General features: G+C 58.4%; 21 protein-coding genes. 9 read left to right on the forward strand and 12 right to left on the reverse strand.

Features of this window, described 5'->3' with window-relative positions:
* The first annotated feature begins 462 nt into the window (after positions 1-462).
* The 3 genes from FG381_RS12790 to FG381_RS11705 all read left to right on the forward strand — a co-directional run bounded on the left by FG381_RS12790 (position 463) and on the right by FG381_RS11705 (position 3404).
* Positions 463-2214: an IS1634 family transposase gene (locus FG381_RS12790; RefSeq protein ID WP_228025634.1), complete on the forward strand. Its 1752-nt coding sequence runs from the start codon at positions 463-465 to the stop codon at positions 2212-2214.
* Positions 2201-2413, forward strand: coding sequence for a hypothetical protein (locus FG381_RS11700; protein WP_139686989.1), 213 nt, complete (start codon positions 2201-2203; stop codon positions 2411-2413). Before FG381_RS12790 ends, FG381_RS11700 begins: the two co-directional genes overlap by 14 nt.
* Before the next feature lie 253 nt (positions 2414-2666).
* A complete protein-coding gene (locus FG381_RS11705) occupies positions 2667-3404 on the forward strand; it encodes a zinc ribbon domain-containing protein (RefSeq protein WP_139688952.1) in 738 nt (245 codons plus the stop codon).
* A gap of 479 nt (positions 3405-3883) precedes the next feature.
* On the opposite strand, the gene FG381_RS11710 is transcribed toward FG381_RS11705, so the two are convergent.
* Positions 3884-4087 carry a hypothetical protein gene (locus FG381_RS11710; protein WP_139688953.1) on the reverse strand — a complete coding sequence of 68 codons (204 nt, stop codon included), beginning with the start codon at positions 4085-4087 and terminating at the stop codon, positions 3884-3886.
* 104 nt (positions 4088-4191) lie between these two features.
* Here FG381_RS11710 and FG381_RS11715 point away from each other — a divergent pair, with 104 nt between their 5' ends.
* Positions 4192-4800 carry a hypothetical protein gene (locus FG381_RS11715; protein ID WP_139688954.1) on the forward strand — a complete coding sequence of 203 codons (609 nt, stop codon included), beginning with the start codon at positions 4192-4194 and terminating at the stop codon, positions 4798-4800.
* Here FG381_RS11715 and FG381_RS11720 read toward each other — a convergent pair.
* Together FG381_RS11720 and FG381_RS11725 are read right to left on the reverse strand one after the other, a co-directional pair.
* Positions 4797-5762: an AEC family transporter gene (locus FG381_RS11720; protein ID WP_139688955.1), complete on the reverse strand. Its 966-nt coding sequence runs from the start codon at positions 5760-5762 to the stop codon at positions 4797-4799. The genes FG381_RS11715 and FG381_RS11720 overlap by 4 nt on opposite strands.
* A 72-nt stretch (positions 5763-5834) precedes the next feature.
* Positions 5835-7055 carry a multidrug effflux MFS transporter gene (locus FG381_RS11725; RefSeq protein WP_139688956.1) on the reverse strand — a complete coding sequence of 407 codons (1221 nt, stop codon included), beginning with the start codon at positions 7053-7055 and terminating at the stop codon, positions 5835-5837.
* Positions 7056-7206: 151 nt separating this feature from the next.
* Between FG381_RS11725 and slmA the strand changes: the two genes are divergently transcribed.
* Both slmA and FG381_RS11735 read left to right on the forward strand, forming a co-directional pair.
* A complete protein-coding gene (slmA, locus tag FG381_RS11730) occupies positions 7207-7860 on the forward strand; it encodes a nucleoid occlusion factor SlmA (protein ID WP_139688957.1) in 654 nt (217 codons plus the stop codon).
* A 24-nt stretch (positions 7861-7884) separates the two neighbouring features.
* Positions 7885-8505 carry a LysE family translocator gene (locus FG381_RS11735; RefSeq protein ID WP_139688958.1) on the forward strand — a complete coding sequence of 207 codons (621 nt, stop codon included), beginning with the start codon at positions 7885-7887 and terminating at the stop codon, positions 8503-8505.
* A 101-nt stretch (positions 8506-8606) separates the two neighbouring features.
* On the opposite strand, the gene ppsR is transcribed toward FG381_RS11735, so the two are convergent.
* The gene (gene ppsR / locus FG381_RS11740) at positions 8607-9467 is read right to left on the reverse strand and encodes a posphoenolpyruvate synthetase regulatory kinase/phosphorylase PpsR (protein WP_139688959.1); all 861 of its coding nucleotides are present in this window, start codon (positions 9465-9467) and stop codon (positions 8607-8609) included.
* Between the two features lie 274 nt (positions 9468-9741).
* Between ppsR and ppsA the strand changes: the two genes are divergently transcribed.
* The 3 genes from ppsA to FG381_RS11755 all read left to right on the forward strand — a co-directional run bounded on the left by ppsA (position 9742) and on the right by FG381_RS11755 (position 13858).
* On the forward strand, positions 9742-12117 hold the full coding sequence (gene ppsA, locus FG381_RS11745) for a phosphoenolpyruvate synthase (RefSeq protein WP_139688960.1): 2376 nt from the start codon (positions 9742-9744) through the stop codon (positions 12115-12117).
* Between the two features lie 264 nt (positions 12118-12381).
* On the forward strand, positions 12382-12822 hold the full coding sequence (locus tag FG381_RS11750) for an NfeD family protein (RefSeq protein ID WP_139688961.1): 441 nt from the start codon (positions 12382-12384) through the stop codon (positions 12820-12822).
* A gap of 70 nt (positions 12823-12892) precedes the next feature.
* Positions 12893-13858, forward strand: a complete 966-nt coding sequence (locus FG381_RS11755) for an SPFH domain-containing protein (RefSeq protein WP_174857870.1) — start codon at positions 12893-12895, stop codon at positions 13856-13858.
* Positions 13859-14071: 213 nt separating this feature from the next.
* Here the strand turns inward: FG381_RS11755 and FG381_RS11760 are convergent, their stop codons facing one another.
* From FG381_RS11760 to FG381_RS11795, 8 genes are read right to left on the reverse strand one after another with little or no spacing between them, the layout of a single operon-like run.
* Positions 14072-14398: a hypothetical protein gene (locus FG381_RS11760; protein ID WP_139688962.1), complete on the reverse strand. Its 327-nt coding sequence runs from the start codon at positions 14396-14398 to the stop codon at positions 14072-14074.
* Positions 14399-14452: 54 nt separating this feature from the next.
* The gene (locus FG381_RS11765; protein WP_228025636.1) at positions 14453-15850 is read right to left on the reverse strand and encodes a DEAD/DEAH box helicase; all 1398 of its coding nucleotides are present in this window, start codon (positions 15848-15850) and stop codon (positions 14453-14455) included.
* Positions 15847-16137: a VRR-NUC domain-containing protein gene (locus FG381_RS11770; RefSeq protein WP_174857871.1), complete on the reverse strand. Its 291-nt coding sequence runs from the start codon at positions 16135-16137 to the stop codon at positions 15847-15849. Before FG381_RS11770 ends, FG381_RS11765 begins: the two co-directional genes overlap by 4 nt.
* A 17-nt stretch (positions 16138-16154) precedes the next feature.
* Entirely contained in the window at positions 16155-16511 is a 357-nt protein-coding gene (locus FG381_RS11775) for a nucleoside triphosphate pyrophosphohydrolase family protein (protein ID WP_139688963.1), read from the reverse strand.
* Positions 16508-16891 (reverse strand): DUF3310 domain-containing protein, encoded by a 384-nt coding sequence (locus FG381_RS11780; RefSeq protein ID WP_139688964.1) that lies wholly within the window; start codon positions 16889-16891, stop codon positions 16508-16510. Before FG381_RS11780 ends, FG381_RS11775 begins: the two co-directional genes overlap by 4 nt.
* Complete coding sequence (locus FG381_RS11785) at positions 16888-17139, reverse strand: hypothetical protein (protein ID WP_139688965.1); 252 nt, start codon at positions 17137-17139, stop codon at positions 16888-16890. Before FG381_RS11785 ends, FG381_RS11780 begins: the two co-directional genes overlap by 4 nt.
* Entirely contained in the window at positions 17139-17666 is a 528-nt protein-coding gene (locus tag FG381_RS11790) for a Rha family transcriptional regulator (protein WP_139688966.1), read from the reverse strand. Before FG381_RS11790 ends, FG381_RS11785 begins: the two co-directional genes overlap by 1 nt.
* 3 nt (positions 17667-17669) lie before the next feature.
* Complete coding sequence (locus FG381_RS11795; RefSeq protein ID WP_139688967.1) at positions 17670-19772, reverse strand: DNA polymerase; 2103 nt, start codon at positions 19770-19772, stop codon at positions 17670-17672.

Below are 19772 nucleotides of genomic sequence, written 5' to 3' on the forward strand. Positions count from 1 at the left end.
CCGACAGCTATTCATGTCGAATTGCACTTGATGCATGTGGCTTTTTATTGGCAAGGACAAGACTTCTGATGAGTTCATTTTGGCCATGGCATGCAAGCATGCCGACAGGCCTGAGAGATTAACGGAAGCGGCCTCTCTCGTTGATGCGTGATTACTGGGACTGGAATACTGCCGGCAACAACCAAAATGACATAACACGGATTAGCCGATGTAGGGTCGCTAAGTCCGAATGCGGGCTGCGCTTCGCTTGTCGCATTCGCACATAGCGACATTGTATCGGCGGAGGTCCTGTAAAGCGGCTTACGCGGCATATCCTCAACTTCCAGAACCGCATGACTCTCGTTCAAGATCCAGCAGGATTTTGATCATTACTACCGAAAAAACTTAAAAAATTTCATTGCGTCGCCGGCGCTTTTCTTGTACACTCGAGAGTAATATATTACTCTCGCAATTTAACTTCGAATGTTCCTGAATTTCACGGTCCCGATACCCAGGCTCAAAGGAAAAATCAGTCGGCAAGGCACTAAGAGCGGAACGTACATCCACTACGTTCTGGAGCGCAGCTACGACCCGAAAAAGAAGCACACGGTGCCCAAGCGTGTGCTAATCGGAAAATGCGTTGGTGAAACCGAGACCATGGTTCCGAATGAAAATTTCCTGGTCTTTTTCCCTGATGCCGTTCTCCCAGAAGTCCGGGAGAGCGCCAGGCGCTGCAGCACGCTGATGGCCGGCAGCTACATCGTCATAGCAAACATCGTGCAGACGTACGGCCTCGGCAAAATGCTCCAGAAGCATTTCCTTGATCGAGCTGGGCTGGTGCTGGATCTGGCCGCCTACATGATCATTGAGGAAAGGAATCAAGGGCAGTACTACCCGGACTACGCATATCGACATCCGCTCTTCTCGAAAGACATGCGGATTGCGAGCGACGCCGCCATCTCGAGCTTCCTCGCCAACGTCAGCCCGGACCAAATTTCAGGCTTTCTGAACGACTGGAACGCAAAGCGCGATCATCGCTCACGGATCTACATTTCCTATGATTCAACTAATAAGAACTGCCAGGCGGGAGATGTTGATTTTGTTGAATTCGGCAAGGCCAAAGTCGATCAGGGATGCCCGATTTTTAATCTTGCCGTCGCCTACGACAAAACCAATCAGGTGCCGTTGTTCTATGAATGCTACCCTGGCTCCATTAATGACGTCAGTCAGTTCAAATTCCTTGTAGACAAGGCAATTGCGTACAACTACAAGCGTATTGGCTTCATCATCGACCGAGGTTATTTCTGCAAGATCAACATCGACTACATGGATGCGAATAACTTTGAGTTCATCATGATGGTTAAGGGCTGCAAGGCACTTGTGGCCGAATTGGTCGACAGGCTCCACGGCACTTTCGAAAATCGCGTCGACGCCTCCCTGCGCGAGCATTGCATCAGCGGCACAACGGAAAAAATGAAGATTTTTCCGGAAGACTCACGGGAGCGCTACTTTCATGTCTTCTTTAACCCCATGAAGATGGCGACGGAGCGGCGCGATATAGAAAACGCGCTGACGCAGATGCAGAAGAACTTCGACCAGTGGGTCGGCCGTGAAGTGGAGTTCGGATCCCCGCATACAGATTACTTCCAGTGTCACTACGACGAAAAAGGCCGCTTCCTTTTTGCCGAAGAGAAGAAGAGCATCATCGAGCATGCTTATTCGAGATGCGGATATTTCTGCATCATTACCTCCGAGAAAATGAGCGCCAGAGACGCTTATCTGCAGTACCGAGGCCGCGACGCCTCAGAGAAGCTCTTCAGCGCAGACAAATCATTCCTGGGCAGCAAGAGCATGCGGGTACACTCCGCAGAAGCCGTAAGAGCCAAGATTTTTATTGAATTTATTGCTCTCATTATTCGACAGAGGCTCTACAACCTCCTGAAGGATGAGATGCTCCGCCTGCCGACAAAGAGGAACTACATGACGGTTCCTGCGGCGATCCGGGAACTGGAGACAATCGAGCTGGTGAGAATCAATGACGGCAGATATCAGCTTGACCACGCAATCACGAGGACGCAGGAAATCATCCTGAAATCCTTTGGCATGACGAAGGACAAGGTTATGTCGCAGGCCGCCGCCATCTCTGCCGCGCTTGCCGGAAAGAAAGACAGCATGGAGGACGTCGAGGATCTGGAACCGATTGGCGAGGAGGAGAATGAAGATGCCGAAGCGTAAGTCGCTGGCTTCGATTGAGAAGCAGATCAAACTGACTCAGCAGCGGTTGCTGAAGGTCAAAACACGTTACGAGAAGCTCGGGGTAAAGCTCATCGAACTCAACAAGGAAAAGACGCTGCGGCAGGCCGAAGTGATTGCGGAAGCCATGGCTCGAAGCGGTAAGACCATGGAGGAACTCATGACCTTTTTAAGCCGCTGACTGACCGTCCGAAGTCGCGAGAGTAATAAACGGCTGGAAGTTCAGGCATATGCTCCGCTCGGCCTGAAGGCCGTGCTCGCTATTCCACGACCGCTTGACAGGAATAGGCTCAGTGCCTGAAGGCACCAGGCCAGCAATGCCGCCAGCTGCCGCTATAAGGCGCTCGACTAACTCACTGCCCGCAGCTTCGCTCCTGAGCTCGCGCGTTACCGTACTTGGAGCTTGACAAACGTGGGTGGTCCAGAGATTCGACATGGGCCTTACAGAAGTCTTCACGGACGATGAAGGGAATCACTACGGGGAAAACCTCGGGGAGCTGCTCTCGAAGTTTGCTGAGACGCTCAACCGGAAACTCACGGCAAGGAATCGACTGCAGTCGCTCGCCCGGAACACGACAAGCAAGCGCAAGCGCCGCAACATTCTGCGATTCAATCTGGGAAGCGATCGTTTTGATGCGCTCAAAGCCCGGATGAAGGCTCAGATCCGATGCTGCATCAATCATGCCCTGAACGAAATGTTCAAGAAGGCACCGGCTGATGCATACATCGTCGAGGAGCTGAGCGCTAATTTCCTTCAGGATAAAAAATGTCCTAAACGCGTGAAGCGCCTGCTGTCGGGTTGGGTCCGGGGCATCATCGGCGAACGGCTTGCCTTCAAGGCGGCCGAACGCCAGGTGAAGCTTGTGAAGGTAGCGAGTTCCTATTCGAGCCAAACATGCCCGGAATGCCTACTGGCTCACCGGGAGAACAGAAATGGCGACAAATTCAAGTGCAGACATTGCGGTGCTGTCTACCAATCAGACCATGCAGCAGCGCTTACCTTGCTTCTCCGAGTGGGAAGAGGAACCTGGCCCGGGAAGATGACGAAGGAACAGGCCTGGGAGCTTTCCCGCCGGGAGTATGAGGAGTGCTGCCGCTTAAGAGGCGTGGAGCCGCTCGAGGATCCTCATAAATCCAGAAAGAAGGTGAAGAAGGCTGGCGTTGCGAAGTGAAGCGCCTGACTCTAAGTTTTTAAGCAGAAGCCGGAAACCAAAATGAATGAAAAAACAATACTGAAGACCGGGAAACCGCCGGATATGCAGTAAGAAACCGTCAATCCCGGCGGTCATGCGATCCGAAGCAGGCATGAGGAACTGAGAGTGCGTATGGATGAGAGAGCAGCGCACGTAATGATCGCTTCTTCAGCCAGCCAGGAAGCACGCCGGGAAATACAAGCGCTTTTAGAGCGGCAGCCCGGGCCATTTCAGACTTTGTTCCCAAAGCGGGGCAGAGGAAGAAATTGAGCAAGAGCTGCTGACCGTTACGGCGCTGACAGCCCTGATCCATTCGCTCAGTCCACGGATCAGAGAGCTGAACAAAGGAACCACCCCGGTAAAATTGGTGGATTCCAGCTAACGGCCTCTCAAAAAGAGAAAAGCCGCCCGGAGAATCGAATTCCCGTCGGACGGCCTTTTTGAGAGAGAGGCAGAGCTCATCCAAAAATCTTCATGTAGATCCAGCCGGGGATGCCCCAGATGGCGAGAAAGACGATCGCCATGGCAAGGAGCTGTACTGCGTGACTGCCGCCCGACATGGAGAGAACGGCGGGGCCGATATTGTCCCAGACCTTGAAGAGAAGGATGAAGGACGCAACCGCCCAGATCAGGGCGAGAACAATCGTAATGAAGGTAAACATTCTGAATTCACCTGACTTGAAAAGAGCTGGCGGAAAATTTCGGGTTGTTTCGGGCAATGTTAATCTTTCCCAATTAAGTCCGTCTTACAAGCTTCATTCGCTCTATGACAACCTACGACGTCATCATCCCTGAGGGCCATGTCATCCTGCGCGACCGCGCTACCGGAAGGGAGCTCCGGCTCTCGGCCGCAGAGGGGCCGCTTTGTCTCGGGAGTGCGGAATTCTCCTTTTCGCTTGATCTGAAGCCTTTTGAAGAGAAGGGAAATAAAGCGTCTGAAGGTCCGGGAGAAAGCGCCGGCGCGCTGCCCCAGGCGCTTCCCGACGAAATCGCTGCGGCACTTGAGCGATTCCGCCGGCCCGCACCGGGGAGCGGGCCCGAGACGGAGCTCCCGTTTCTTTCGCCGGCCGAGAACCTGGAGCCGAAAGGAGCGGACGAAAAGGACCCGCAGCCGGCGCTGAGAGCGCTCGACGCTCCGCTCGAATCTCTGACCGAAAGCGAATTCGAGAAGACGCTAGAAAGCCTTGTCCGGGCGCGCGACGAGGCAGCGCGCGAAGCGGAATTCCTCGAGGAAATCGAAGCTGATCCGGAGGACATTGCAGAGCTTCGGGCGCACAAAAGCGCGCTCGACGAACGCTTCGCCCGCGTTGCAAAGCGCTTTGACGCCTGGCGGGAACTCCAGAAGCGGCTCGACGAAGAGCGCGGCCTTCTTTAATGAATCGCCGTAAGAATCATCATCCAGATGGGAAGGGCAATGGAAGCGAGAAGCGTGGTTGAGGCAACGGACGTCGTCGCAAACTCCACGTCGGCGTGGTGATAGCGCGCAAGCACGGCGATCTGCGTGATGCAGGGAAGCGCTGCCTGAATCACGTACACCTTGGCGAAAAGTTCCGGTACGGGCAGAAGCATCGTGAGGCCGAGGCATACCAGGGGACTCACGAGGAAGCGCCCGAAGAGGACGAGCATCAGGTCCTTGGAGAACCTGATGTTGCGGATCCCGATTGTATGGATCATGAGGCCGATGAAGATGAGCGCGAGAGGCGTCGTGATGCCGCCCATGTATTTCGCTGCCGCCATCACGGGCTCGGGGAACTTGAGGTCCAGAAGGAGCAGGATGATGGCAAGGAGGAACCCGCAGAGTGGCGGCGAAAAGACGCGTTTCACGGTAGCGAGCGAAAGCACCTTCGGGGCTTCCCGGTGTTCGCTCTTCACGCCGTCCATGGCCTCAAGATAGTTCCCCATTGTCCAGAAGAAGGTCGTGTTCGCGAAGAAATAGAGGAGCGTCGGGATGACGGCTTCCTCGCCGAAGAGCGCGATGGAAACCGGCAGTCCGATGAACATGTTGTTCGAGGCGGTATAGGCCGAGGAGAAGATTCCGGAATGCGTGTTCGTCACGTGTCCCATGCGGACGACGAGGCGGCTAGTAAAGAAGACGAACCACATGGAGATGAAGGGAATCACCATGGGGCCGGCGAGCGAAATCAGCTCGTCGTGCGTGAGGCGCTCCGAGACGCTTGCAAAAAGGTAGCAGGGAAGCGAGAGGAAGGTGACCAGCCGGGCAATCAGCTGCGTCGCCGTCTGGTCGTACCAGCCCTTCGAGGCTGTCCAGTACCCCGCTCCGGCGAGGAGCCCCATGATGATGACGCAGTTGATGGATTTGAGGAATGCTTCAAGCATGACCGGAGACTATCGAACAAAGAGGAATTCTGAAATTCTATGCCCCGGGAGCCCGGCGAAAGCGGCGCCGGGTTATTCATCCAATTGAATGGCGTTGCCCTGAGCATTCTCGAGCCTCATGCGGCGGCTGAGCCACAGGGAGAGAAGAACGAGGAGCAAGCCCGAGGACAGAAAGATGATGGAGACGCAGAGCCGTGCGTCAGCCATCGCAGTAAACGGCGCGATGATGCCTCCGCCGACAAAAGTGACGGATCCGAGAATTGCAGCGGCAAAGCCCGCCCGGGCGCGATGCAGCGTGAGCGCTGCGGTCATGGCTGCAGGGAGCGTCAGGCCGAGCGAAGCCAGCACGAGAACGTAGCAGAGGATGGTTGGAAAAATGGAGGCTTGAAGTGCAAAGCCGAGTGCGAGAAGAAGGCTGGAGAAAAGTATCCCGGCTGCACCGAGGAAGATTGCCTTCAGGGGGCTCGCCAGCCGACCGGAGACCGCGGCGCCCACCGTGATGGCAAGCGCCATGCCGCCGAAAGCGAGACCATAGAGCTCGGGGGAGAGGCCGAAATGCTCGCGGAAGATGAATGGCGAGGATGAGATGTGGCCGAAAAGGACGCAGGAAGCAAGGAATTGCTGAAGGACGATCGCAATGAATATCGGATCGGAAAAGAGGATGGAGGCGCTTTTGCGTACGCTTTCGGGCGTACGGTCTTTCGTTTTCAGATTTTGTCTGCGGGGAAGGGTTTCCTTAAGCGCAAAGACCGTGAGAGCAAGGAGCACGAGGCCGGCCGCGAACATAAGCCAGAAGATCCCTCGCCAGCCTGCAAAATCCGCAATGAGCGCGCCGAGGAGCGGTGCAGTTACGGGCGCAATGCCCTGGATGGATCCCATGACGCCCATGAAGCTCCCGAGCTCTCGCCCCGTATAGCGGTCTGCGGCAACGGAGCGCGACATCACAATGGCGCCGGAGGCGCCGAGCCCTTCCAGAAAGCGCATGACAAGAAAGATTTCAATCGTCGGCGCCGCTGCGGCAAAAGCCGTTGAGACGGCAAAAACGAGAAGACACCCGGCGAGCGGCTTCTTTCTTCCCGACTGGTCGGAAAGCGGGCCCACGAGAAGCTGTCCGATGGCGAGTCCCCACATTGTTGTTGAAAGGCCAAGCTGCACGGCAGATGGCGCCGCACCAAAGTCCCGGGTTTGTTCCGGGAACGTAGGCAGGTAGAAATCGGTGACGAACGGGCCGAACGCAGCGAGTGCTGCGAGGAAAATCAGGAGAAAGAGGCGGCTGTTCTGTTGGTCTGTCATGGAAGAAGGCGTGAGCGGCAAGAAATAAGTTTCCCCATCGGGAAAACGCGATTCTAAAAAGTTTTTTCTGCTCTTTAGTGCTGCCGGAGTTTGCCGCAGACGAATTCTTGGATTAGAGTTCAGTTCCTCTGATAGTTACCGCTTACAAACAATGACCACGATCTTTGATGCTGCTTCCAATTCGACCCCGGGCAATGCCGACCGTCCGACGGTGCGCGTGCCGAGATCCGGACGCGTGAAGAAGAACCGCCGCGCCGACATTCTGCAGACGCTCGCGCAGCTCCTCGAGGACCCGCACTGCGACCGCATCACCACGGCTCAGATTGCAAAGAAGCTTGACCTTTCGGAGGCGGCGCTCTACCGCAGCTTCCCCTCAAAGGGAGCGATGTTCGATGCGCTGATTGAGTTCTGCGAAACGAGTCTTCTCGAACTCTTCGGGCGCATTCGTGAGGATCAGTCGCTCAAGGCAACCGGCCGCATTCAGGTGATGGTGACGGTGCTCCTCGACTTTGCGGACGCAAATCGCGGACTCGCGCGCGTCATGACCGGACAGGTCCTCATGAAGGAGGATCCGAGGCTCATCGAACGCATGACGCATCTCGTCGACAAGCTTGAAATGGGGATCAGGCAGACCTACCGCGACGCCGTGATGGCGCGCGAGCTGCCGGCAGACTTCAACGCCGACGCGCACGCAAATCTCGTCATCAACTGGGTGCTCGGACGGTGGCTGAGGTTTGTGATGACGGGCTTCAAGGTGCGGCCCAACGGCGTGAGCCCGGTCGCCATGGCGCCCTTTTTCGTCTGACGATTTTTGGGGAGGTTCCGGAAGATGTCTTTTTCGATCTGGCTTGCCTTTGCGGGCGCGAGTTTTCTGCTCGCGATTGCTCCGGGTCCTGACAATCTCTTCGTGCTTACGCAGTCGGCCGTTCACGGCGTGCGCGCCGGCGTCATCGTGGTGCTCGGACTCTGCACGGGTCTGATTCTTCAGACGATTGCTGCCGCACTCGGACTTGCGGCGGTGGTGGCTGCGGCTCCGGCGCTCTTCTGGGCCATCAAGTGCCTCGGCGCCGCCTATCTCCTCTACCTTGCCTTCATGGCCTGGACGCACGCAAAGGACGGCGCTCAAGGGCGCGGAGCGGTATCGCTCTCGCCCCTCGCTCTCTGGCGGCGCGGCGTCATCATGAACATCACGAACCCGAAGGTGCTCATCTTCTTCCTTGCCTTTTTTCCGCAGTTCGTGCCGGAGGGGGTTACGGGAATGAGGCTCGTCATTCAGATGGTGATTCAGGGCGTTACCTTCATTGCGGCGACGCTCATCGTCTTCCTGGGCATCGCCTGGGGTGCGGGAACGCTTGCCGACCGGCTGAGAAGTCCGCGGTTTCAGGAGGCGCTCAACCGCATTTCAGCGGTGATCTTCCTGGGGCTCGCGGTCTTCACATTGATCCCCTGACCGCATCGACTCCTCAAAGGGAGACGTTCTCAAAAAGCACAAAGCCCGCCTGATGAAAGGCGGGCTTTGCGGCTTTCAGGTGAATGCCGATCCTTCGGACATCACGCTTTTCTTTGGCGATCCAGACCGAGCTCGGACATGATCGTTGCAGAAATTTCCTCAATCGACTTGGTGGTCGAATTGAGCCAGCGGATGCCTTCGCGGTGCATCAGCTCCTCGGCATCACGGATTTCCATGCGGCAGTTTTCGATGCTCGCGTAGCGGCTGCCGGGGCGGCGTTCGTTGCGGATTTCGGACAGTCTTTCAGGCGCAATGGAAAGGCCGAAAAGCTTGTTTCTAAGGGGAAGAAGCGCTTCCGGGAGCGACCCGCGGTCGAAATCCTCCGGAATGAGCGGATAGTTGGCGACCTTGATGCCGAACTGCATGGCGAGGAAGAGCGAGGTCGGCGTTTTGCCGGAACGCGACACGCCGACCAGAATCACGTCGGCATCGTCGAGTCCGCGGTTCGTCTGTCCGTCGTCGTGCTGCAGGGTGTAGTCGATGGCGGCAATTCGGCGCTGATATTTTTCGTCGTCGCGGATGCGGTGGGTCTGACCAATGCTGTGGGCGCTCTTCATGCCGAGCTCGGTTTCGAGCGGTCCCACGAACTTGCGGAAGAGGTCGATGATGTGGCCGGAAACCATTTCGTTGAAGCTTCTCATGATTTCGGGCTCAACGAAGGTCGTGAAGATGATGGGCCTCAGACCGTCCTCTTTTTCAACGGCATTGATGCGGCGCGCGGTGTCGATGGCTTTTTCCATCGTGTCGACGAAGGGAATGCGCGTCTGGTGGTAGTGCAGATCAGGGAACTGCGTGAGGATCGAATGCGCAAGCGTTTCGGCGGTAATGGCCGTGCCGTCGCTCACGATGAATACCTGGCGGGTCTTCTCGGCTTTCTGCGGATCGAGTTCCTGATCGGTCATGTGGAAACTCCTGGCACTTTATGAAAAAGGCGCGGCCGCAAGAAAGTAGAAGGGGCCGCAGCGCTGGTGAAATGGAAAAAAGAGAATTTTAGACGCTTCCGCAGTGGGTTGTTTTTGTCACAAATGCGTCAAAAATTCTGCCTTTCGACGCCTCTCTGCACGTCTATAGGGAATTCCGGGTATGGAAAAGCCCTTAAAGCGGTTAGAATGCGCCTGTTTTTCCAAACTCGACCCCGCCCTGAAGCCCACGGGCGGGACCATCCAGAGGATAAAAATGGTACAGGGTCGCTACGTTTTCCCCTTCAGCCAGCTTCGCATGACGGACGTTGATCGCGTCGGCGGCAAGAACGCCTCGCTCGGCGAGCTGCTCAGCCAGCTTACGAGCGCCGGCATCCGCGTTCCCGACGGCTTCGCCACGACGGCTGAGGCCTTCCGCCTCTTCCTGCGCGAAGGCGGTCTTGAGGACCGTATTCATGAACGCCTCAAGACGCTCAATGTTGATGATGTGAAGGCGCTTGCCGCTGCCGGTGCGGAAATCCGCGGCTGGATCGAAAATGCGCCTTTCCCGGCTGAGCTCGAAAAGGAAATCCGCGAATTCTACGAGTGGCTGCGCGACGGCCGCGACATTTCCGTCGCCGTGCGCTCGTCGGCCACTGCGGAAGATCTTCCGGACGCTTCTTTTGCCGGCCAGCAGGAAACCGTGCTCAATGTGAACGGCATTGATGCTGTTCTCCGTCACATGAAGGAAGTCTTCGCTTCCCTCTACAACGACCGTGCCATTTCGTACCGCGTTCACAAGGGCTTCACGCACGCTGAAGTCGCGCTTTCCGCGGGCGTTCAGCGCATGTGCCGCTCCGACAAGGGCGCTGCCGGCGTGATGTTCACGCTCGATACGGAATCGGGCTTCGACAAGGTGGTCTTCATTACCGCTTCCTACGGCCTCGGCGAGACGGTCGTGCAGGGCGCGGTGAACCCCGACGAGTTCTACGTCTTCAAGCCCACGCTCGACGAAGGCAAGTTCCCGATCATCCGCAAGTCGCTCGGCTCGAAGCTGAGCCGCATGGAATTCGAAACCGACGCCTCGACGGGCCGCACGGTCCGTACGGTCGATGTTTCGCCTGAAGACCGCCGCAAGTTTGCGATCACCGACGACGACGTGATCGAGCTCGCGAAGTTCGCCCGCATCATCGAGAAGCACTACGGCCGCCCGATGGACATTGAGTGGGGCAAGGACGGTACCGACGGCAAGATCTACATCCTTCAGGCGCGTCCTGAAACGGTGAAGTCGCAGCAGAAGAGCGTTGAGGTCCAGGTCAAGTATTCGCTCGGCTCCAAGGGGCGTCTCCTTGCGCAGGGCCGCGCCATTGGTCAGAAGATCGGCCAGGGCGAAGTCCGCGTCGTTCAGAGCGCGGCTGAAATGGATCGCGTGCAGCCGGGCGACGTGCTCGTCACCGACATGACCGACCCCAACTGGGAGCCGGTGATGAAGCGTGCAAGCGCCATCGTCACGAACCGCGGCGGCCGCACCTGCCACGCCGCCATCATTGCGCGCGAACTCGGCATTCCGGCGGTTGTCGGCTGCGGCGACGCGACCGAACGCATCATGGAAGGCGACAAGGTCACGGTCTCCTGCGCTGAAGGCGATACGGGCAACATCTACGAAGGGCTTCTTCAGATCAATACCGAAGAAGTCACCCGCGGCGCGCTTCCCGACATCCCCGTCAAGATCATGATGAATGTCGGCAACCCGCAGCTCGCCTTCGACTTCCAGTCGATTCCGAACAAGGGCGTGGGCCTTGCCCGTCTTGAGTTCATCATCAACAACAACATCGGCATCCATCCGAAGGTCGTGCTCGAGTACCCGAACGTTCCGGGCGAACTCCGCGACGCCGTCGAGCGCCTCTCCGCGGGCTATCCTTCCGCCAAGGCGTTCTACGAGCGCAAGATTGCCGAAGGCGTTGCGACCATTGCCGCCGCCTTCTATCCGAAGAAGGTCATCGTTCGTCTCTCCGACTTCAAGAGCAACGAGTACAGAAAGCTGATCGGCGGCGTCAATTACGAACCCGTGGAAGAAAATCCGATGCTCGGCTTCCGCGGCGCCTCGCGCTACATCGCCAATCAGTTTGCCGAATGCTTCGCGATGGAATGCCGCGCGATGAAGTTCGTGCGCGATGAGATGGGTCTGACGAACGTCGAGCTCATGATTCCTTTCGTGCGTACGGTTGATGAAGCCCGCCGCGTGACGGAAATCATGGAAAGCCACGGCCTCAAGCGCGGCGTGAACGGCCTTCGCCTCAACATGATGTGCGAAATCCCGAGCAACGCGCTCCTGGCCGACCAGTTCCTCGAATACTTCGACGGCTTCTCGATCGGTTCGAACGACATGACGCAGCTCGCGCTCGGCCTCGACCGCGACTCCGGCCTTGTTGCCGCCACGTTTGATGAACGCAACGATGCCGTGAAGGCGCTGCTCTCGATGGCAATCCGCGCCTGCCGCGCCAAGGGCAAGTACGTCGGCATCTGCGGTCAGGGACCGTCCGACCACGCCGATCTCGCCAAGTGGCTGATGGATGAGGGCATTGAGTCCATTTCGCTCAATCCCGACACGGTCGTCGATACCTGGCGCCGTCTCGCCTCCGGCCGCTGCTGATGAAGCTTGAGGGGCTGCTTTTCTGAAGAGCTGCCCCAACGCTTCGGCACTCAAAAAACCTCTTCGGGCTCAGTGTCCGGAGAGGTTTTTTTTATGCGCTTCGCATCACCACGAAGTTTGTGAAATTTGCTTGCAACTTGGGCCGGTGCTGCTGAGAAGTCTCTCTCCGGGTGCTGCCCGGGCACGTGATAGACTGAATCGCATAATGAGATCCTCGGGAAAACTTTTTTCTTTTCTCCCCGAAGCGGAATCAAGGAGTCCTCAGTGATATCAATTTCTCCAACGATTGCCTGGTTCATCGCGGCAGCGCTGGTGCTCGCCATAGAGCTCTTCCTCACAACGGCATATCTGCTGGCTGTGAGCCTGGGTCTTGCTGCAGGGGCAATAGCTGCCTGGGCGGGACTTGATTTTTCCGGACAGATTCTGGCTTGCGCCGCAGCTGTTGCGCTCGGCTGCGTGGCCGTCCTTATTTACAAAAAGAAAGTCTCCGGCAGAAAGGATGATTCCATGCGGCTGCAGAATCTCGATGAAGGGCGGCTCGTGCGCGTCGCTTCCGTCGGCTCCGACGGTCTTGCAGTCGTTACCTACCGGGGAGCCACGTGGATCGCGCGTCCCGGTTCAGCTTCGAACCTTACGCCCGGCGTCTGGACGATTGAGAGCGTTGACGGCACGCAGCTCGTTCTCGGAGAACGACGCGGCGGCTGACTGACTTTCGACGCGGCTCTTAGCCGAGAAACCTCTCCTTTTCAAATTTTTCTTTACTTCCTGCGCCATCATGCTGATTGACTTTCCTGTGAGCGGCTTCTTCATCTTCACGCTTGTTCTCGTCCTGCTTGCCATTCTCTTCGCAAGTCAGGGCATTAAGGTCGTGCCTCAGCAGACCGCATGGGTGGTTGAGCGTCTCGGCAAATTCCATGCAGTGCTCTCGCCCGGCCTGAATTTCATCATCCCGTTCGTCGATCGGGTTGCCTATCGTCATTCCCTGAAGGAAATTCCGCTCGATACGCCGAGTCAGGTCTGCATTACGCGCGACAACACCCAGCTCACGGTCGACGGCGTGCTCTTCTTTCAGGTGACCGATCCCCAGAGGGCAAGCTACGGCACCTCCAACTACATCATCGCCATTACGCAGCTCGCGCAGACGACGCTCAGAAGCGTGATCGGCAAGATGGAGCTCGACAAGACTTTTGAAGAGCGCGATCTCATCAATAAGTCCGTTGTGTCCTCGATCGATGAAGCTGCGCTCAACTGGGGCGTCAAGGTGCTTCGATATGAAATCAAGGATTTGACGCCGCCCGCAGTGATCCTTCAGGCCATGCAGCAGCAGATTACGGCTGAGCGCGAAAAGCGCGCCGTGGTCGCGGCTTCGGAAGGCCGCAAGCTCGAGCAGATCAATCTGGCTACGGGCGCGAGAGAGGCGGCGATTGCTCAGTCCGAGGGCGAAAAGCAGGCGGAGATCAACAAGGCCGAAGGTCAGGCAGCCGCAACGATTGCGCTCGCCAACGCCACTGCAGAGGCGCTTGAGCGCATCGCTGCAGCAACGCAGAAGGAAGGCGGCCTCACGGCGGTCAACCTTCAGGTGGCTGAAAAGTATGTCGCGGCGTTCAGCGAGCTTGCGCGCACGAACAACACGCTGATTGTTCCGGGGAACATGTCCGACATGAGCACGCTGATTGCGTCCGCAATGAAGATTGTCGACACTTCCCGGGGTGCTCAGGCGTCTCTGCCGAAATCAAAGTAACCGGACGAGCCGCCAAAAAAACCGCCGATTTCTGCAATGCAGGAACCGGCGGTATTTTTTAGGGTTCACTCGACTTCAGGCGCGTCCGGACATTCGACAGCGGGTCCGGATGCCTGAAGGCGTGAATCAGAAGCGGAAGTCTCTGTGTGCTGTGTCGCAGGGCATTTTAGGGTAGTCAGTTGTTTTGTCCCACAGACTGTCCCACGGCGAGCATTATTCAGCGGGAAAGGCGTCCGAAACACCCCCGCCGAGGCGGGGAAGACTCTTTTGAGAGATGCTCTTCTTGCTCACGTAGTTCAGGTGACGGAGGGCGTCAAGGACGGCCTTTTCACCTTTCAGCGTGAACCACTTGCGGATCATGCCGACAGTCCAACGGCCTGCGCCATTGCGTCCGCCGTAGTCCATTGACGGCGGAATGAATCCAGAGTCGACCGCATTACGCAGACTGGTTTCGGATTCATAGCCGAGGCTTTCCATGAGGCTCTTCTTGTCGAGTATAGAGTAGTCCGGCACGGTCGTGTCAAAGATGTCGATCTTCATTTTGCTTCCTCAGGTTGTTCCTTGAATTTTCCAATCTCTTGATTTCTCGGTTTCTTACTGACGGGCATTACTTTTTCCCTTTACGCTTTCCAAAAGCGCCGCCTGAACGGTGCTTTTCTTCTGTCGCCGGAGAATGACAGCCTCATCGGCGGTGTCTCTGGCGACGATGTAGTGAATGAAAACCGGGCGTGGATGCCCGGCCTGCGCCTGTCTTGTAGGGCCTATGCGCTCACAGATCTGCTGAAACTGTTCGAGGTTCCACCACTGCGAGAAAAAGACCAGGATGTTTCCGCCGTCCTGCAGGTTGAGCCCGTGCCCGGCGGAGGCCGGATGCGCGAAGAGGATCGGAATCCGCCCGGCGTTCCAGTCACGAATGGTCTGCGGGTCCTTGTCGAGGTGCCGTCCCTGCGGGAAGCGCTTGAGAAGCCGTTCAAGATCGCTCTTGAAATGGTATGCGACGAGTACAGGCATGCCGGCAGCTTCCTCGACGACCTCTTCAAGCGCACGGAGCTTTTGATCGTGGACTTCTTCCCAGGTGCCTTCCTCATCGGTGTAGACCGCGCCGGATGCGCACTGGAGACACTTCACCGAGAGAGCAGCGGCTGAAAAGACCGTGAGCTCCTTTCCGGAAGAGAGTTCCGCGACCATATGCCTTTGAAGCCCGTCATAGACTTTGCGGGCCGCCGGCGGCAGATCGACGTAGATCGTGTTTTCGATCGGCTTCTCGATATCGAAGAAGTCCCCCGCGTCGAGGCTGACCGTCACGTCGGCAACGGCGCGCTCGATCTCTCCTCGCGCTTTGGGCGTCGGCTCCCACTGGACGGCGTGCGGATCCGCTCCTACTCTGCGCTCCGTGAAGTACGCGGAGTGGAATGCCGAGAAGGAGCGGCCAAGGCGCACACCTCGATCAACGAAGTAGTACTGGCCCCAGAGGTCTTCGAGGCCGTTGGGGGCCGGGGTACCGGTCAAGCCTACGAAGCGCTTCACTTTTGTGAAAGCAACGTGAGCGAGACACTTCGCCCGCATGCCGCCGCCTCCTCCTAGCCTGAAGCTCTTGAGCTTCGTCGACTCGTCGGCAATCACGGTCTTGAAGGGCCAATCAGCCCCGAGCTCCTTTTCAAGCCAGGGGAGATTCTCGTAGTTCATCGCGTATGCGTCAGCGGGCATCTTGAGCGCGATGCGCCTTTCCTTTGCGCTTCCGACCACCGGCTGAACCTTGACCTCGAGATTCGACCATTTGTGGCACTCGTCCGGCCACGTCGTCTGCGCGACTCGGAGCGGAGCCAGAATGAGCGCCGGGAAAGCATCCTCGCCCAGGCGCTTCAGAAGATCGAGGGCGAAGAGCGCGGAGGCGGTCTTTCCCATGCCCATTCCGGCCCACACCATGGCGCGCGGGGTGCCTATGATGTGCCGGATGATCATGTCCTGATACGGCCTTGGGGTGAACTTCACGGCGCGCCCCTCCCGGAGAACGGCGACGCTCCTTCGGCGAGCAGCATCCGGTCGATGGCGCGCTCGGAGTCCACGACGTATACAGCAAAGCCGCCGTCGGTCCGGAGCGTCTGATGCTCGATGAGCTGGATAGGCGAGGGCTTGCATCCCGGCGCCTTGACCTCGGCAAAGAAGCTGTGGCCGCGGAGCATGATGAGCTGATCCGGGGCGCCCCTGTGGGCTGTGAACGTCACCTTTCTGGAAATCCCTCCGGCGCGCTTCACGGCCCTGCGGAGGTATTGAATCATGCGTCCTTCCGGCGTCATCAGTCAATCTCCTTAGCCGCATCGCGTCCGGCGCCGCCGGCCGGAACTTTGATGTCATAGCGCTTGAGCGTCCGGTTGACCTTATGAGCGACCTGGACGGTCACGAGACGCTGCAGGTCCGGCACGACGTGAAGGAGCTGCTCGAGCATGATCAGGGTATCGGCGAGCTCTCCGGCGAGCTCCACCTTGCGCGTCGGGAGATCGCCTTCGAAGTCGACGGCGGCGCGGGTGTAGTGGATGATGGCCGTCGTCGCTTCCGAGAACTCCTCGCCTGCTCTCCGGAGCACGTGCGAGGTGCCGAAGTGGTCGGCGATGCACCTGATCTGGTCGCACTTAGTTTTCGTGATTGCAATCATGATGCGTCTCCTTCAATGTCGTCGATGCGTGCTGAGATCTGCTCGATGACCGTCTGGAAGCCGAAATTGATGAGCGTCGCGAGAAGTGGCACCTGGGAGCAGAGGAGCAGAATTGCGCCGCGGACTCGCATCCCTTCCGGCGTGTCGGCGAGCGGCAGACGGTCGGCAATCCGAAGCGTCTTCGATGCCAATGCCCGCTCGAGGTACCAGCGGGCCTTCTTGAGGTCCGTGACCTCCGAAGAGCCGGCCTTCTTGCCGGCGCGGCACATGTACTTGATCGCATTCCCGGTGCAGAAGTCATAGGCTTCGCAGACGTCGATCGGTTCGATCGAGACGCGGCAGGCCTCGTAATGAGGCGGATGGTCGATGATGTTGCTCATGGCAGCTGCCTCCATTCGTCAACGGACTTGATAAAGCCCTCGAGCTTCCTGAAGCTCTCAAGCGGTATGGTCATGTCGAGCGCCAGCGGATCGCGGGCGCATTGAAGCCGAAGCAGAATCTCCGGCTTCTTTCCCTTTACAGCAACAGGGACGGCCGAAACGCGCAGGCTGTCGCTAAAACCGGGGATAACGATTACCGGCGGGATGGGGCGCTGCTTGCGCGGCTCGGTGACGATCGGAACGGTCATCAGGCGGCTCCCCCGCAGTCGAACTTAATCGAAAGCTGGATCTGGTCTTCCATGATCCTGAGCTGTGCTTCAGTGGGCTGCTTCACGCGGCTCCACTGCGAGAGCGTCTTCCCGGCTTGGCTTGCGATAGCTTTACCCTGCTCATAGATGGCATAGGCCTTTAGATAATCCTTCATACCGGTGAGACGGCTCACGAGGTTCTTCGATAGCTCATCTTCCATGCGTGTGAACTCGTCATAGAAAGCACATTTGAACTCAAGCGCCTTCGGGCCAGTGAAGCCCATGGCGAGAAGGCAGAAGCCTTTGCGATCCATGTAGTAAACCGGGGTTTTGCGCTCTACATTGCCTATGTGCTTGATTTCAAAGGTGACTCCAAAATTGGATTCACGCAGCTCCGGCTTTTTATTTAGTAGCTCTTCGATGTCACGCAGTACATGAAAGTGATTTTTCCCGAAGTACTCCGCAACGGTTCGGCTGGAAACGACGGGGCGACCGTCAACGATGGTGAGTGCAGTATGAATATTCATAGCTCAGTCCTTCTTGTATCGGTAGGCCTCAAAGCCGGCCGCGGATAGCGGCAGCCCTTCGGCCCAGTCAGGGTTATCGGTCATGCAGGCGGCAAGGCCCGCTTCGGTGAAGTCGCAGCTGTCCGGCGTTTCTGTGATCAATTCGTCATGCACGGAGAGGACGATCTTGTAGCCGCGGTCCCAGGCGAGCTTCATGCCGTGGGCGAGGATGTCGCGGGCCGTAGCCTGGGTAAGGTTCTCCACCACCTTCCCGGCATATGACCGGAGTTCGCTCCAGCCTCGCGTGTACTGATTCATGCCGCGGTAAGTGAAGGTAGCCCGCACGCCGGGGCGCGGCCTCTCGATCTGCGGATAGATGACGCATCGTCCGGAAGGAAGGAGCGCACAGCCGTACACCTTCGCGCGGGTGCCGATCCAGATGCGGCCGACCTTGAGCGGCGCGCGGCCCTCGGGCGGGACCGGCTCGGCCATGACCCTGCAGGCCGCTTCGATGTCGGCCCACAACCTGGTGATCGCCGGGTGCGCCGCCCGCCACGCGCGCTTGATGGCCTCGCAGGCGATGAAGGTGTCAGGCTTGAGCCCGAGGAGCGCTTCTGCGCCTCTCCGCTCCTTCACCCAGTCCGTGAAATCGGCCGCTTCCGTCCAGTAGCGCGACTCGATCGCCGCACGTGTATGCCCCGCGAGCTCGTCGAGGTCCACCCGGTAAGCGCGTGCGAAGGTGCAGAAAGCTGAGACGCCACCCTGATAGCCCATGGCGAGCTCGAGCACCTTGCCGATTTGGCGCTGCTGCTTCGTCACGTCTTCGGGCTTTACGCCGAAGGTGCGGCCGTAGGTCGCTTTGTAGAGATCGGGGCCCTTCCCGGCGTCATAAGCCCGGAAAGCCTCGAGCTTCCACTCCTCGCCGGCGAGCCACGCCAAGACGCGGCCCTCGATGTTCGAGAGGTCGGCCACGACGAGCTTGCGGCCCTTCGGCGCGACAATCACGCCGCGAATGCAGTTCGAAAGCACCTGCGGAATGTTCTCGTAGACGAGGTCAGCGCACTGCGACTTGATGGCCTTGATCGCTTCCTCAACTTCGGCCGGCTTCATCTTCCCGCGGGGCAGGTTCTGCGGCTGAAAGATGCGGCCGGTCCATCGTCCGGTGCGCGTTGCGCCCATGAACTGCAGGCACCCGCGGAGCCTTCCGTCAGCGCTCACGGCCTCGGAGAGCTTCGCGTATTTCTGGACTGAAGTCTTTGAGTTCTCTAGCCGTTCGGCGATCAGCTCCCGGACAGGGTCCGGAAGGCTCTCGTCGCCGAGACGGCGCTCGAGCGTCGTCGTCCGGAAATCCGGAAGAGCCACGCCGTAGGCGTTCAGGACGTACTTCAAGAGCGCATCTCTTTGGCCGACGCTTGAGACTTCGCCGCCGGTGAGCTTAGCGACGGCACGGTCCGAGCGCTCCTTCGCCTCGTCCGAAGCGGTGACGGCCGCGCGCACGAGCTCTACGTCGATCGCCATCCCGAGATCGTTGATCTTCTGGTCAAGGTGCCACTCGCTCCATAGCGCCGGAGTGTCGTTCCACTTCGGAAGGCGCTTCCACACCTCGCGCATCGCCTCCACGTCGAGGCGGCAGTACTCTACGAAGTGCTCCCAGTCCTCCGGATGAGTCTCGGCGGTCGCCCTTGTGAGTTTGCGGGTCTCCGGAAGCGGCTTGCAGAATAGCTGCACGAGACGCTTGCCGTCCTTGTCCTTCGCCTTGTCGACGGGGAGGCCGAGGACCTCGCAAAGGTTCTCGAGACTCCCGGGGAGCGAGCACGAGTAGGCGAGGATCATCGGGTCCTGCCAGCGGTCCGGATCTCCGGCTTCGGGCCAGAAGCGCCGGATCACTGTCCGGTCGAAGGCGGCGTTGTGCGCCGTCAGGATGACCGAAGGATCGGAGAACGCCTCGAGAACCCGAGCCGGAAGCTCTTCTCCCTGCGTCAGGTCGACGACGCGCACGGGCTCCTCGTCGAAGGCATACGCGAAGAGCATGATCTCCGCGCCCTTACCGGCGTCGACGTACTGATGCGTGCCGGCGCTGATAGGCGTTTCAGAGTAGGTTTCCGTGTCGAGCCAGAGTCGGGGCAT

Origin of the sequence: Sutterella faecalis, from assembly GCF_006337085.1 — a bacterium.
GTDB lineage: Bacteria > Pseudomonadota > Gammaproteobacteria > Burkholderiales > Burkholderiaceae_F > Sutterella > Sutterella faecalis.

Coding starts and splice junctions, on each gene's coding strand:
- FG381_RS11735 (WP_139688958.1), top strand. CDS start 7,885: ATGTCTTTTTCGATCTGGCTTGCCTTTGCGGGCGCGAGTTTTCTGCTC.
- FG381_RS11795 (WP_139688967.1), bottom strand. CDS start 19,772: ATGCCCCGACTCTGGCTCGACACGGAAACCTACTCTGAAACGCCTATC.
- FG381_RS11720 (WP_139688955.1), bottom strand. CDS start 5,762: ATGCTTGAAGCATTCCTCAAATCCATCAACTGCGTCATCATCATGGGG.
- FG381_RS11785 (WP_139688965.1), bottom strand. CDS start 17,139: ATGACCGTTCCGATCGTCACCGAGCCGCGCAAGCAGCGCCCCATCCCG.
- FG381_RS12790 (WP_228025634.1), top strand. CDS start 463: ATGTTCCTGAATTTCACGGTCCCGATACCCAGGCTCAAAGGAAAAATC.
- FG381_RS11790 (WP_139688966.1), bottom strand. CDS start 17,666: ATGAATATTCATACTGCACTCACCATCGTTGACGGTCGCCCCGTCGTT.
- ppsA (WP_139688960.1), top strand. CDS start 9,742: ATGGTACAGGGTCGCTACGTTTTCCCCTTCAGCCAGCTTCGCATGACG.
- FG381_RS11760 (WP_139688962.1), bottom strand. CDS start 14,398: ATGAAGATCGACATCTTTGACACGACCGTGCCGGACTACTCTATACTC.
- FG381_RS11780 (WP_139688964.1), bottom strand. CDS start 16,891: ATGAGCAACATCATCGACCATCCGCCTCATTACGAGGCCTGCCGCGTC.
- FG381_RS11770 (WP_174857871.1), bottom strand. CDS start 16,137: ATGATTCAATACCTCCGCAGGGCCGTGAAGCGCGCCGGAGGGATTTCC.
- ppsR (WP_139688959.1), bottom strand. CDS start 9,467: ATGACCGATCAGGAACTCGATCCGCAGAAAGCCGAGAAGACCCGCCAG.
- FG381_RS11715 (WP_139688954.1), top strand. CDS start 4,192: ATGACAACCTACGACGTCATCATCCCTGAGGGCCATGTCATCCTGCGC.
- FG381_RS11725 (WP_139688956.1), bottom strand. CDS start 7,055: ATGACAGACCAACAGAACAGCCGCCTCTTTCTCCTGATTTTCCTCGCA.
- FG381_RS11775 (WP_139688963.1), bottom strand. CDS start 16,511: ATGATTGCAATCACGAAAACTAAGTGCGACCAGATCAGGTGCATCGCC.
- slmA (WP_139688957.1), top strand. CDS start 7,207: ATGACCACGATCTTTGATGCTGCTTCCAATTCGACCCCGGGCAATGCC.
- FG381_RS11710 (WP_139688953.1), bottom strand. CDS start 4,087: ATGTTTACCTTCATTACGATTGTTCTCGCCCTGATCTGGGCGGTTGCG.
- FG381_RS11705 (WP_139688952.1), top strand. CDS start 2,667: ATGGGCCTTACAGAAGTCTTCACGGACGATGAAGGGAATCACTACGGG.
- FG381_RS11755 (WP_174857870.1), top strand. CDS start 12,893: ATGCTGATTGACTTTCCTGTGAGCGGCTTCTTCATCTTCACGCTTGTT.
- FG381_RS11700 (WP_139686989.1), top strand. CDS start 2,201: ATGCCGAAGCGTAAGTCGCTGGCTTCGATTGAGAAGCAGATCAAACTG.